At 43.9% G+C, this 13757-nt stretch carries 13 protein-coding genes and 1 riboswitch; of the genes, 8 read left to right on the top strand and 5 right to left on the bottom strand.

Annotated features, from left to right (window positions below):
- The first annotated feature begins 16 nt into the window (after positions 1-16).
- Positions 17-1270, top strand: a complete 1254-nt coding sequence (odhB, locus tag NWE73_RS05870; protein ID WP_277577360.1) for a 2-oxoglutarate dehydrogenase complex dihydrolipoyllysine-residue succinyltransferase — start codon at positions 17-19, stop codon at positions 1268-1270.
- Between the two features lie 172 nt (positions 1271-1442).
- Entirely contained in the window at positions 1443-2090 is a 648-nt protein-coding gene (locus NWE73_RS05865; RefSeq protein ID WP_277577359.1) for a hypothetical protein, read from the top strand.
- Here the strand turns inward: NWE73_RS05865 and NWE73_RS05860 are convergent, their stop codons facing one another.
- The gene (locus NWE73_RS05860) at positions 2091-2996 is read right to left on the bottom strand and encodes a LysR family transcriptional regulator (RefSeq protein ID WP_277577358.1); all 906 of its coding nucleotides are present in this window, start codon (positions 2994-2996) and stop codon (positions 2091-2093) included.
- 90 nt (positions 2997-3086) lie between these two features.
- On the opposite strand from NWE73_RS05860, the gene NWE73_RS05855 reads away from it, so the two are divergent.
- From NWE73_RS05855 to lpdA, 3 genes are all read left to right on the top strand, one after another.
- The gene (locus NWE73_RS05855; RefSeq protein WP_277577357.1) at positions 3087-3500 is read left to right on the top strand and encodes a DoxX family membrane protein; all 414 of its coding nucleotides are present in this window, start codon (positions 3087-3089) and stop codon (positions 3498-3500) included.
- A 9-nt stretch (positions 3501-3509) separates the two neighbouring features.
- Positions 3510-4298, top strand: coding sequence for an SDR family NAD(P)-dependent oxidoreductase (locus NWE73_RS05850; protein WP_277577356.1), 789 nt, complete (start codon positions 3510-3512; stop codon positions 4296-4298).
- Positions 4299-4463: 165 nt separating this feature from the next.
- Entirely contained in the window at positions 4464-5873 is a 1410-nt protein-coding gene (lpdA, locus tag NWE73_RS05845; RefSeq protein WP_277577355.1) for a dihydrolipoyl dehydrogenase, read from the top strand.
- A gap of 133 nt (positions 5874-6006) precedes the next feature.
- Here the strand turns inward: lpdA and NWE73_RS05840 are convergent, their stop codons facing one another.
- On the bottom strand, positions 6007-6870 hold the full coding sequence (locus NWE73_RS05840) for an endonuclease I family protein (RefSeq protein ID WP_277577354.1): 864 nt from the start codon (positions 6868-6870) through the stop codon (positions 6007-6009).
- Positions 6862-6960, bottom strand: a riboswitch (purine riboswitch). (Overlaps the previous gene by 9 nt.)
- Before the next feature lie 91 nt (positions 6961-7051).
- A complete protein-coding gene (locus NWE73_RS05835) occupies positions 7052-7492 on the bottom strand; it encodes a hypothetical protein (protein ID WP_277577353.1) in 441 nt (146 codons plus the stop codon).
- A gap of 183 nt (positions 7493-7675) precedes the next feature.
- Between NWE73_RS05835 and NWE73_RS05830 the strand changes: the two genes are divergently transcribed.
- Complete coding sequence (locus NWE73_RS05830; protein WP_277577352.1) at positions 7676-8224, top strand: hypothetical protein; 549 nt, start codon at positions 7676-7678, stop codon at positions 8222-8224.
- Between the two features lie 288 nt (positions 8225-8512).
- Here the strand turns inward: NWE73_RS05830 and NWE73_RS05825 are convergent, their stop codons facing one another.
- Positions 8513-9520 carry an HNH endonuclease gene (locus NWE73_RS05825; RefSeq protein ID WP_277577351.1) on the bottom strand — a complete coding sequence of 336 codons (1008 nt, stop codon included), beginning with the start codon at positions 9518-9520 and terminating at the stop codon, positions 8513-8515.
- Between the two features lie 443 nt (positions 9521-9963).
- Here NWE73_RS05825 and NWE73_RS05820 point away from each other — a divergent pair, with 443 nt between their 5' ends.
- Complete coding sequence (locus NWE73_RS05820; protein WP_277577350.1) at positions 9964-10959, top strand: hypothetical protein; 996 nt, start codon at positions 9964-9966, stop codon at positions 10957-10959.
- The gene (locus NWE73_RS05815) at positions 10947-12059 is read left to right on the top strand and encodes a hypothetical protein (protein ID WP_277577349.1); all 1113 of its coding nucleotides are present in this window, start codon (positions 10947-10949) and stop codon (positions 12057-12059) included. The genes NWE73_RS05820 and NWE73_RS05815 overlap by 13 nt, the downstream gene beginning before the upstream one ends.
- Before the next feature lie 35 nt (positions 12060-12094).
- Here the strand turns inward: NWE73_RS05815 and NWE73_RS05810 are convergent, their stop codons facing one another.
- A complete protein-coding gene (locus NWE73_RS05810; protein WP_277577348.1) occupies positions 12095-13729 on the bottom strand; it encodes a hypothetical protein in 1635 nt (544 codons plus the stop codon).
- Positions 13730-13757: the final 28 nt, after the last annotated feature.

The raw sequence follows: 13757 nt of genomic DNA, 5'->3' as shown, positions 1-13757 counted from the left end.
CGAAGGGCGTTCCATCATGAAACAAGAGATTAAGGTTCCCGCAGTTGGCGAATCGATTACTGAGGCCACTATTGGCAGCTGGACAAAAAAATCCGGCGACTTCGTAAAACGCAACGAAGTTTTGATGCTTCTTGAAACTGACAAAGCCAGCGTTGATGTGGTCGCTGAAAACGACGGTGTCTTGACGATCCTTCCTGGTAGCGAAGCTGGCGCAGTTGTACAAATCGGTGCGACAGTAGCGACGCTTGATACTGATGCTAAGGCATCTGCAGCTCCCGCAGCGGAAGCTCCTAAAGCAGCCCCAGCAGCTCCGGCACAAGCGGCTTCAACTCAGCCTGCTTCTGGCGCGGCTTCTCAACATCTTTCTCCTGCGGTTCAAAGAATCGTGACTGAAAACAAAATTGATACTTCAACTGTGCAAGGCACGGGCAAAGATGGTCGCCTGACTAAAGGTGATGTTCTTGGCGCACCAGCGGGAACGGCTTCTTCCGCACCTTCAGCTCCAGCGGCAGCTCCAGCCAAAGCAGCGGCACCTACTGTTGTTCCAATGGCAACCGGCCCATCGAAACAAGGCGATAAAAAGCTTGTTCCGATGACAACGATTCGCAAGCGTATCGCTGAAAAACTAAAAGAAGCCCAAAACACGGCAGCTCTTTTGACGACTTTCAATGAAATCGACATGGGCAAAGTGATGGACCTTCGCGCGAAGTACAAAGACAAATTCAAAGAAAAATTTGGATTGAACTTGGGCTTCAACGGCTTCTTCGTGAAAGCGTCTGTAGAGGCTTTAAAATCCTTCCCTGCTGTGAATGCATGGATCGTTGGCACCGATATCGAGTACCACAACTACTACAATATCGGTATTGCGGTATCGACTGAAAAAGGTCTTATGGTCCCTAACGTAAAAGACGCTGATACTTTGTCTTTGGCTGGTATTGAGATCGCAGTGCGCGACCTTGCTGCAAAAGGCAGAGACGGTAAGATCACTCCGAACGATTTGGGCGGCGGCACCTTCTCCATCACAAATGGTGGCGTGTTCGGTTCCCTTCTTTCAACTCCGATCTTGAATGCTCCTCAGTCTGCGATCTTGGGTCTTCATAAAATCCAAGACCGCCCTATGGCAATCAACGGTAAAGTTGAGATTCGCCCTATGATGTATGTGGCTCTGACTTATGACCACAGAATTGTCGACGGTAAAGAGGCCGTCAGCTTCCTGGTTAAGATCAAAGAGCTTATCGAGGACCCTGAAAGACTTCTTCTTGAAGTGTAGTTGCAAAGCCCGGATTTTCCGGGCTTTTTTTTTGATTTCCCGAGCTAGTGATCAATTTGTTTACAGGAATTTTATACTCGTATTTCCTTACAAATTTGAAACCTTCTTTCCTCCTCGCCAGTAATCCATTACAACAAAAGTAGCAATATTTCTGTTTAGGACGTTTTTGGATATGGAATTATTAGAAGTTCAGATCGACCCACAACTATTAAACTATCGTAGCGACCTCGAAGAGCTCTCTGCTCTTCTTGCATGCTTCGGTTACAACATCGTCCCCTATCGCGATGCCGAACTTCCCGACTTCCAAAGTCTTCCATCCAATCAAAGAACTGATGTCAGCAAAGCGCTTAATATCTATTTGCAAACTTTAAAATCCGAATACATGAGTGGCCAATTCTCTGGCGAAAAATTTGTTCTGCAATTCCTTTTCCGCATGGGCATTCTGCCTTCGGAAGATTTATCAGGTTCCATTCGCAATGAAAAATACATCCAGATCTACAGTCGCGACCAATTGCAGATTTTCCGCAGTCTGGATTGCTACGAGCGCTGCTCTTTCACACTAGAACAACTCACCACGCGCCCGTGGTTTGACCTGTGGTCTCGCGATAACTTGTTTTATTACGCCCTCTTTGGTTTGGCTTCCACTGCGCTTAAATTCATCAAGTTCACCAAGATTCGCCTGGACTTCCCTCATCACCGTGTGACTGAGCAAGAGTCCTTTAGCAACTACTCTTTTGATTATAAAATCAAAAGCTTGAGCGGCCTCACCCGCCAAGGAAAGCTCCAAGCCGCTCTGCTCATCGAAGACTGGAAATTTTAGCTAATTCGGCTCGGTCTTTAGGAACTTCGGAAACTCTTCCACCAAGGCATCCATCAAGGCGCGCACTCGTGGTGACATGTAGCGATTCGATGGTGTCACTATGTAGGCATCGTTACTGGATTCAAGACGATCATTGACCACCACTTCCACCAACTCTTTTCTCTTCAGCAAATCGACAACGTCCCAGTGAGAGCGAATCGCTATTCCTCCACCAGCCTTGGCAATCTCCACAAGAAAAAGGCCGTTGTTGGTGATAACAGATGGAGTGCTCTGCAGCTCATTCAAAGTGACTCCACTTTTCTGAAATTTTCGCATACGATGCTGGGGAATCATCAGTAACGGATGAGCTTTCAGATCCTTCACTGTTTTGGGCGTCCCATGTTTCTTCAAGTATGCCGGAGTCGCAACCATCTTTAAGTAGTTCGGTCCCAGTCGTCTTGCCACCATCGAAGAGTCTTCCATGGTAGAGAAACGAATCGCCAAATCAAATCCGCCCTCCACAAGTTTCTCAAGCGCATCGCTAAAGTGAACCTGCACTTCGACCAGAGGATGCTTCTTACGAAACTCTGTCAAAATTTTTGCGACAGGGCCCTGACTTAACCCCCAAGGCATAGTCAGTCGAATCGGTCCTTTAAGGTCTTGAGAGTTTGCAAACTGCTCTTCCATTTCTCGCAAATCACCAAATAGGCGCTGCACTTTCGGAACCAGCCCCTTGCCCTCTTCAGTCAGATTCACCGCGCGGGTGCTTCTTTGAAAAAGTCGCTGCCCCAAAGCGGCTTCCAGTCGCGCCACTCTCTTGCTAACAACCGACACTGGCACCTGAAGACGGCGGGCCGCCCCTGAAAAGCCACCTGTTTCGGCAACTTGTAAGAACGCGGAAAGATCTTCTAAATTCTGAATTTTCATATTTTCTATTTTAGAAAATATGTTTGTCAAAAACAAGGTATTATCATCACTTTGGAAAGGATGTAAATTGGGCGCATAAGGAGTACTACAATGACAACACTAAGCCCTCAAGAATTAGCCTATACCCTGCTGAGATTCGCACTTGGATTGAATATCTTCCTGCATGGAGCCGTTCGTCTGGGATCGAACTATCAAAAATTTATCGATTGGACGACAGGCCTTTTTCAAAACACCCCTCTTCCCAGCTTCGCTGTTCAGGCCTTTGCTCACAGCATCCCTATTCTGGAAGTCACTTTCGGGCTGCTTATTCTTCTCGGTCTCTTCACCCTTCCCGCTTTGATTGGTGGCACTCTGGTGATGATCGGACTGATGGCTGGCATGTGCATCATTCAAAATTGGGAAATTGTTGGCATTCAAATGATCTATATCTTTCTCTACACAGTTTTGACCTTCACTCTTACTTACAATGGTCTCTCCATCGACCGTTTCTTGATTAGAAAATAGGAGCCTCATATGAAAAACAATAAATTAGCCTTAGTCACTGGATCGACCGCTGGAATCGGATTTGCGATTGCAGAAAAATTAGTTCACCAGAACTTCGACGTGATTATCAACGGTCGCAGCGAGGAGCGGGTCAACAAGGCCATCAATCAACTTCTCGAAAAAGGCGCGAGCAAAAAATCCCTCCATGGAGTGGCTGCGGATCTGACAACGGTTGAAGGCATTGCCAAAGTTCAGGAGCTGTTTCCCGAGGTGGATGTCTTAATTAATAACTTCGGAATCTTCGAGCCCAAGGAATTCGCCAATATCACGGATGCTGATTGGGAAAAAATGTGGAATGGAAATTTTATGTCAGGAGCGCGTCTTTCCCGTCATTACTTCCCACGAATGCTTAAGAAAAACTACGGTCGTGTCATCTTCATCTCAAGCGAATCCGCCCTGCAAATTCCCGCTGAAATGATTCACTACGGAGTTTCAAAAACAGCGCAGATTTCCCTGGCGCGCGGTATGGCCGAAGTTGCCGGCGAATCGAATGTGACCGTTAACTCTGTCTTAGTGGGCCCAACGAAATCGGAAGGAGTTGGCACTTTCCTCAAACAACTTGCCGAAAAGGATCACCTCACGGAGTCCGATGTTGAGAAGAACTTCTTCAAAACCGCGCGCCCCACTTCACTCATCAAACGTTTTATCCGCCCCGAAGAAATCGGCGCTTTTGTCGCCTTTCTGGCCAGCGAAGAGTCCTCGGCTATTACCGGTTCGGCCCTGCGCGCGGATGGGGGTCTAGTTAAATCAATTATTTAAGTGGCAAAGGGCTCGTTATTCCGAGCCCTTCTTTGGAGGCCATGCGTCTAGCAGGCATAAGTCTGGTGTTGAAAGACCCTCACACTTGAAGCTACTTAGTGACCAAAGGGGTTCTTTTGGCGTATAAATTCAGGTGCACGCTTATTTTCTTCAAAGGACTTCTTCATGGCAGACAATCAATTTGACCTCATTATTATCGGTTCTGGCCCTGGCGGTTATGTGGGCGCGATTCGCGCAGCTCAACTAGGACTTAAAACTGCAGTTATCGAGAAAGATAAAACGTTCGGCGGCACTTGCTTGAATGTGGGATGTATTCCTTCAAAAGCTTTGCTTGAAAGCTCTGAACACTATCAAGCTGTACAACATGATATTGCGGCCCACGGCGTGAAAGTTTCTAAAGTTGAATTGGATCTGCCAACAATGTTGGCCCGCAAAGACAAAGTCGTAAAACAAAATACGGAAGGCATTGCTTTCCTCTTCAAGAAAAACAAAATCACCTCTTTCAATGGCTTCGGCAAAATCCTGAGCGCTGGCAAAGTGGAGGTTAAAGGTGCTGACGGCAACACTCAGGTGTTGACGACAAAATCCATCGTTATCGCAACGGGCTCTGTGCCGGTTGAATTGCCCTTCTTGAAGTTCGATGAAAAACGAATTGTTTCCAATACCGGCGCGCTGACTCTTCCACAAGTTCCGAAAACAATGATCGTCGTTGGCGGCGGTGTGATCGGCTTGGAGTTGGGATCAGTATGGCAACGTCTTGGTGCTGAAGTGACTGTGATTGAATACACAGCACGTCTTGGTGGCACCACAGATCAAGATTGCATGAATGTTCTTAAGAAAAACCTTGAGAAGGAAGGCATGAAGTTCCTTCTTTCTACGAAGGTCACTGGCTCAAACGTTGTGGCTGATGGCGTGGAAGTTACCTATGAAGCTTTGGCGGATGGTAAATCTACAACTACAAAAGCAGACATCGTCCTTGTGGCGACAGGTCGCAAACCATTCTCTGCGGGCGTCGGCTGCGAAGATGTGGGCGTTCAAAAAGATCCTCAAGGTCGTATCGTTGTCGATAAACATTATCAAACTACAGTGCCAGGAATCTACGCGATCGGTGACGTGATTCACGGCCCTATGCTCGCGCACAAAGCTGAAGAAGAAGGTGTCGCTCTTGCAGAAATGCTTGCTGGCGGTGCGGGACATGTGAACTACGACACAGTTCCCGGAGTTATCTATACTCATCCTGAAGTTTCAAATGTGGGTCTTTCTGAAGAGCAAGCGAAGGAAAAAGGCATTGAGATCAATGTTGGGAAGTTTCCGTTCCTGGCAAATGGCCGTGCTCGAGCGAAAGGCTTCACTGAGGGTTTCGTAAAGATCATCGCTGATAAAAAGACTGATAAAATTCTTGGTGCTCACATGGTTGGCCCATCAGTTTCTGAATTGATTCACGAAGTGATCGTCTGCATGGAATTCGGTGGAAGCAGCGAAGATCTTGCAAGATCATTCCATGCCCACCCTACTTTAAGTGAAGTGGTGCGTGAAGCGGCTTTGGCTGTCGAAAAACGTGCACGTCAAATGTAGTTGACCAAGTCAGTTGGCACTCCGACTTTGTCGGAGCGGCTTTAAACTATAAATAAAAAAAGCCCAGTATCACCTACTGGGCTTTTTCTTTTTCAGGCTCTTTATTAGGAACCCTTTAAATTAAATATAAAAACTAGAAGTTGCTGATTTTATCAGCCAATTCAGGGTAGTCCACAAATGGATTTCTGTTACCTTGAACTTTAAGGATCGCATCGTTACGACGAACTTCCTCTTCGTCTACAGGATCTTCTTTGTTCCACTTACGAAGAGTGTTTTCTTGGCGCTCGCCAATTGGAAGACCGTAACGGACCGAGAAATAGAACAAAGCGCGAGCCACGTTGCCTCTGTGTGAAACTGGTGGTTCAAACACTTCAGCCCCACCGCCTGCAGGTTTACCTGTGCGAGATACTGGGCATTTCAAGTTTTTAGAGTCTTTAACTACTTCACCGAACTCATTGTTGCCACGAATAGAGTTCATTTCTGAATCTGTTGGATACAAATGATGAAGGTCTGATTTCTGCATCATTTTGTTGAATTTGCCAGTGAAACGGCTTTGTGGCCAAGTGTGCTCAGTATTCAAAATATTGCCATCTGGAATTTGATTGGGACCTGGGGGATTGCTTGTGAAGTCAGCTGATCTCTTATAACCACCGCAATACAAATCAGGAATTGCATAAGAGTTGCCATCTTTTACTAGATAGTAAACACCCATCATAAAGATACGTGCGCGGTCATATCCCAAAGAGATATGTTGGTAGCAACCTTGGCTTGTACAGTTATCAGAGATTTGATCGTAAGTTCCAGAAACCGCTTGATGAGAGCTGCGAAGAACCGTCTGCAATCTGCTTACAAGTTCCTCATTTGAAACGCCTGTCGCTAGATCGCGATAGAACTCTTCACCATAATATGGAATTTCTTGAGATGACAGAGCCGCGTGGCCCACATTTGAGATAAGTACCGAGAACAACACGAGAACAGACAAGAACATTGCCTTCATAAACCCCTCCATAGACAGACATTGTTTGGTGTCTGGTAGAAACGTTGCGCCCTATTCGCAACATATACGGAAACTCCCGGAAGTTATTCTATGGATTGTTAGAAAGTGGCAACAATAAAACGTTTTTTAACTCAATTCAGACAAATTCGCGCAGCGCGCATGTCGCTTGAAATATGAATTATTACTTACAAAGAGCCTGCAAGGCTGCCCAACCGGGTTTAACCGCAGGTTCTGTGGGAGCATCTTCTGCCGCAGGCTCAAATTCATTCAAAAGATCTGCCTCATACTTAGCACAGTCCTTCTTTTTAAATTCCTTTTGCTCAGGAATCACCCCAAAAACCGCCATCAGTAAATCCATATAGGCTTCATCGTGGGCATTTTGTGGGCTGTTATTTTCTCTCAACGAAATGATTTGATCCTCGGCCCGCCCTAGCAGTTGGAACTTCTCTTTGGTGGTCTTAGCCAGGACGATTTCCTTTTCCATTAACTCTGCCAAGCTTTCCACTTGTAGGCGAACAGAACGACCGCTGACCACGGGGATCTCTTTCTTTCCAGCCGATGCGACAGAAACCATAAGCAACACAGCACCAATGACTTGAACCTTCGAATTTAACAGTGCCATGAACAACCTCCGCACCCCCACAATATTAGACAGAGAAGCGCTTTTTTCAATACGCACCTCCCCGAGGCAGACAAAGAACATCGTCCAGTCTCTACCGCTCATAAGTCTAGAGATTCAAACTCGGACTACTCGCAATTTTTTAAGCTTGTTACCGTTAATATAGAACGTTTTGAGGGGATCACCATGAAAAGACTCGCAATTGCAACCATCTTGTTTCTTGCATCATTTGCTCAAGCTGAAGAAAAAATGGATCTTCTGTGTATGACAGAATTTCCTTCAACTTCCTTCGTTGTCCGCGATATCGAAGACACGACTGTTTTAGAAGTGTTCCATCACAACGGCACTAAATACATGCCGATCTTCGACGGTGTGGCGACTCCGAATGATGTCGCCATTCTATCTGAAAAAGCCCAGATTCTTTCCAGCCTGGGCGAATACATGCGCTTTGAATGGCCACGAGATAAATGTAAAAAACAGGAAGACTTGGTTTCACAATGTGCAGGCTCAACAGAGGTTCAAGAAATTGAAGGCCATAAAGTCAAAGCCTGGCACTTTGATAGCGAACTGGTGATGGAGAAAACCTCAGTAGGCAAATTTAATTCTTACAAGTTGACGCTAAATTTGGATGTCGATGGAAAGTCTCTCAGCATCCCAATGAAGTACAATGAGAGAGAATGCACCGATCAAATGACCATGCGAGCTTCTCTCCCCGCTGCTAAAAGCAAGCACTAGAATTTCAAAGTCTTTGGAAGCTGAGTTCGGAGGATTTCTTTTCTAAGGTCCTCCAAAGCTTGCCTCAGCCTTTGATATCACTTCCTGAAACTTACTTTTCTATCTATCTATCTATCTATCTATCTATCTATCTATCTATCTATCTATCTATCAAATCTGCCCGGCTATCTGTTCATTCAAATATCGAGCGTCTTCAATTATCCCGACTATCCGCTTTTTCAATATGATCATCCATCTATCCCCCGCCCCCTTTTCTTCCAAGCGCCTAGCATCCACGAAGCCTTAGTCTTATCTCTTAGAGATGCCAAGCCTATTTGCCATAAGTAGATTATGACTACGGCATAAAATTCTTAAGTTAGTCTGCTCATCACCCCCGCCCAATGCACGAGGATAAATATGATCAACCTGAAGCTGATAAGTCGAACCGCAGGTCCTGCCAGATTTAGCGTCTCGATATTCACAACAACCCTGAGCTTTAGCGAACAAATCTCTTCTGATCTTGACTGAAAGATACTTGCGCTCTGCCATTGACCCTGTTTTTGTCTTTGCAGTTCCCTCATCCGCTCCACTTTTGACTGAAGACGCGGCTTCCACTTTTTCAATTCCAGCCGCATCCATGCATTCGGCAGGAGCCACAGCTTTTTCCTGCTTAGCGGCGAAGCCTTGCGTCGAGTTTTTGCCCAATTTAGATTGGTTGAACTTTTGCGCTAGCACCGCAAGAACTTCGGACCAAGTTCCATCTGGACAAACATGCGATAGAAGCGCTCGAGCCTGCTCCAACTCTTCATATTGTTTTTTAGAAAAGGTAATTTCCAATCGAACAGACTCATCGCCTTGAGGTTTAACAACCTCATGCAACTGAACAGCTTTATTGAATTCGATTGCCAACACCTTTTCAGTTTGAAAGGTGTTCTTATTTTCAATCTTTTCCAACAATGCCTGAGTTCTTTCCTTAGAGCAATCCGCAGCATTTAGCTTGGACGCTTCCTTGAGGCATTTCTGAACTTGGGTAAGCTGAGACAAATTCAAAGCGCCAGTTTCCAACTTGTCAGCAGCAGAGGGAACCTGTTTTAAAATCCGCGCAGACTGCAGGCGACGATATGCGCCTGATTCAGAATAACCCAACCCTTTAGTCAAATAAGAAAACATTCCATCAAATCCAAGATCCGCATAAAGTCTTCGCGACTCGATTTCAAGAATATGCATCAAAATCAAATGTGTGATTTTACGCTCGCTACGAACCAGTTTCTCCATTCGCAAACATAATTCATGGTTCGAAATATTCTTGAGATCCATCAGCCACCTCCAAATTTGAAGGCATCCTACCACGGCTTTTTACAACAATTTTTTGAGGGTTTTCCGTTTGCACTTGCGCAGCTCAAACCGTCACCAATTCATTCGGAAATCGCTATAAGCCACGCCGGAACTGATTTAATTCCAACAAACAGCCCGCGCCGTCAGAGAAAAAGTTTCGTCAAATAAACAGGCAACGGGGACGTCGACAATTACCCGCAAGAGAAAAATACAAACCTCATCAAATAACTCAAAGCTTCATCGCTAGGGCGATTCTGAAAATTCAAATCGGAGACGCCCCGAATGTGCAGTAACAAATTGGAGTATTGGAAGCTCTGAACTCTCGATAAATAGGCAGGTCAAAATATGTTACTGTTCAATTCTTAGACAGCTTAAACGACCGTATTAACTCCCAATTCGACCCACTTTTTGCACCTTCTGAAAGCATGAAGTATATGATTGCTCTTCTAATCACACCCCTATTGCTTGGCGCTTGCTCTTTTAGCAAAAAGCCCAACGTGCAATCTGATAGCGAAAACATCAAAATTGTGATTATGGACAAGCAGAACGATCCAACTCTAGATCAGCTTTTCAACTCGAGGACCAGGAACGAGCAGATTGAATTTATAAATAGAAGCTCAAATACACAACTGACTCAGCTGAAGGATCAAGATGGCAATGGTCTTCTAGATTTAATTGCAAAGAACATGGACTATGAATTAGCAAATATTCTTGAGAAAAAAGGATATTCTCCATTTTTCTTCAATAAGTCTGAATCACTTTCATTCCTCAACGCCTACCAAGAAAGAGAAATTCTAAAAATTGATCAAGCAATCGCCCAAGGAACTTTCGAACTATCTCTCATTACAACGAAGAATTATCCAAAGGAAACCTGTGAAAGGTTTTTTCAACAGTTAATGAATATGCGAACAATTTCAAATTCTAGCAGTCATAAAATTGATAGTGACCAACTAGAAAACTCAATTCAGAAAGTTCTAAATTCCGACATATGTCGGTCTATTCTCAAGTCTCTCGATGACAGAAAGAAGAATGCATTCTTATCAGATGAGTTTATCTATCAGTATAATAATGACTTTTCAGATTTAACCTTGATTTCGACACTTCTTTTCGTATTGGATATTAAAGACAAGTCAATTCAAGATGCTGATCCTCAGATTTTCCTAGATAGAAAGAAGGACTGCATTTCACCTTTTCAGCTAAAATCCTGGCAAAAATTTATTACGACATCACTTCTAAGACATAGGAATTATGATTTACGCCTTTACGACTGCGACGACGCAAATGAAATAACAGGAAATCCTTATCCTGGCGCATGCCTTGATCCAGAAGCTGTCAAATCAATTGAATCCCATAATATTCGCGTCAATAAAGAAATTAATGACAACATTCTTCACTCGGAAGAAGTCACATGCAAAAAATAGTAAGCTTCATTATAACCTTTCTCATCCTTTCCGGCTGCACGTTCAGAAAGGACATAGACAGCAATCAAACAAAAAAATCAGTCATTTTAAATGAAACTTCAGATCTGCCACTTTTAACATCAGAACAAAATGATCTATTTGATATCGTAGAGTTTGGCAAAGAAGCTGAGCTAGAGCTTTTTCTTAATCAACATCCAAACCTTAATTTGAACTTTCTAAACAAAAATGGCAAAAGCCCGTTGCAAATTGCAGTCAGTCGCACCACAGATCACCATTTCGATATTTTGATTAAATACGGGGCTTCACTTTTTTGGGATTTAGAAAACACAAAAAATAGTGATATCAATAATCTATTAACAGCAAGATATAGACTTAACCTATCCAAGCTAAAAGAAACAGATACATTAATTGGTCATGCTTACGCCTACGACTCCTTTTTCAGCTATAAAGCGAATCCTACCCCTTTAGAGTTAGTCTACGAAAAGATCTTTAAAGAAATTGTTCTGGCTCTCGAAAAAAATGACCTTCTATCCATTCAAAAAATTCAGAAAAAGAACATAATTAGCTGCAATCTATTGTCAGCCATGTTTATCGAAAGCTTTCAGTTTCCGTCAGCTGGTACCAAAGTTTCAACCGCAGAATCGACAGCATATGAGTTCCTTAAACTGGCCCATTGCGCTCCATCATCCAACAGCGGCTTCTCAAGAATTATCTATAATTTCGAATGGCTACGCCTTTTGATTGCAGATAGTGATCAGACCCATATCTTAGACTTCATCTTAGACCGTTTCCCTACTACTTCGCTGAATATTGAAGACAACTATGTTGGAAAACTTTGGGTGAAGGTGAATCCAGAAAAAGTATTTACTGACTATCGAAAGCCTCTACCAGAAACACTTAATAAATTCTTGGAAAATCACCGCGACAAAATCGTCCAATCGCAAGAGGAATACCTATATAATGGGGGCTATCACCAAGAGTCAATTGCGGTTACTACCGACGATTGCTTTATCTTCTCTATGGTCTATGGTCGGACTGATCGCCCCTATGACTGCCCGAGTGCTAGTTCTTTTGAACCACGAAAGAAGGATGACTATTAAAATCTCCACGGCACTATGTGCCGCAGGTTGCATCTTTAGAACTTCAGATATTTTGGCGTAGTACAAACACCACGACCTAATACTCTATCCAATTCTTTATATTTCTCAGATAAAGCCCAAAGATATTTCAACGACCCGCCAGAAACAAATTTAGCCTGAGCAATTCGGAAAAACTCTGGCAGAGTCAGGACTCCGGCTTTCGCATAAATTTGATCCAACATCGCACGACGAGGAGGGTCGTATCTTAGCATGATGGTTTGAAGCTCTTTATTCATTTCATCTTCAGTTAGATTTTTTGGTAGTCTTGCTATTTCAAATTGAGCTTTGTTGCGCAGCTTCCCGTATTCATCCTGCAAGCCTTTATATCCAACTTTTACTTTAGAAGAAACCTCCAAGCTTTTCAAGGCCGCGCGATACTCAGTATCGCTGCCAGAAAGCCCCTGCCAGAAAGTCCCTAGATTGGTGAAGACTGCCCAATCACCAGTTTGAGTGTTTTGAAAATCTATATCTTGTGAAGAGAGTTTTAGGTTCAAAGACTCCCTCTGATCTAGGTATTTATCCATAAAGCTAATTGGATAACTTAGACCAATATTAAATCCTAAACTCAAAATGATCTGTCTGATGACCTCTTGATCGGGATTCGAAATGCCAAGACGTCTAAAGCGTTCCACAAAGTTTTTTGTCCCAAAGTGACGACCATATGGAGTCCCTGGAACATACACTTGAGAATTCAAACGATCTTCCCCTGCAATATACTCAACGCCAGTTAGATTCCGTTGATTGTTCTTATATAGGACCGCCATCGCAACTAAATTTCTTAAAGGATTTTCATGACCATTCATGAACAGGCATCTATTTTGGTAAGTAAAGGCAGCAAAGCACGGTAACGCTCCTTTTGCGACTCCGTTCTTCTCTTCTTCTGCCAACTGTTCCTTGGAACACAAACGAGTCCCTACTTTTAAAGGAATATTGATAGCATCCTTATTTGCCTTAATCCTTTGGCAAGAAGGCTTGGTTGACTTGCCCATCTCACGGACAATCCACTCATAAGAAGTTAATCGTTCAGTTTGTTTGTTTTGAGCATTGTCATACTCCTGGAATACGTCATCTTTTAATGCTCCCATTGTAAGTTGACCTACACCAGCGTCACCACCTCGGCCCAAGGTATTTACATGTAGGCCACTTTCATTAAAGAGCTTCGGTAAAAGCTCTTTAAGAGGGATGTTGAAGCAATCACTCACATCTACAAGAGAATTATAAATAGAATTTACGTAAGGCTCTGTCACACAAGCGGCCTTTGCAAATTTCTGTGGGCCCTTTAAATAAGCATTGGTAGACTTGTCGAATGAATCACATGTTCCTCGAAACTCCAATACCTTATCCAGGGGCATAAAGTTTTTCATAATATAGGTTACACACTGACGTGGTGGCTGAGATGAGTCGACATCTCTACGTGTCTTCGTAAAGTCACTAGGCATCTTCTTGAGATCTTGTTCAAAATAATTTCGATCGTCGCCACATTGAGCCGCCGTCTCAAACTCCACATTCGAAGCCATGTCGACAGTTTCTACCGACACATCCGTATTGAATTGCATATGGTAGTATCCAAAGGCGGCGAAACTTAAAAAGCAGAATGTATACGCGAAAAATGTACGGCCAGGATGTTGCATATCAGTCTCCTTGAACAGTGGCCCTACT

Source organism: Bdellovibrio svalbardensis (assembly GCF_029531655.1).
GTDB classification, from domain to species: Bacteria; Bdellovibrionota; Bdellovibrionia; order Bdellovibrionales; family Bdellovibrionaceae; genus Bdellovibrio; species Bdellovibrio svalbardensis.
Note: the sequence above shows the minus strand (reverse complement) of the source record. Positions and strands in the feature narration are given on the sequence as shown.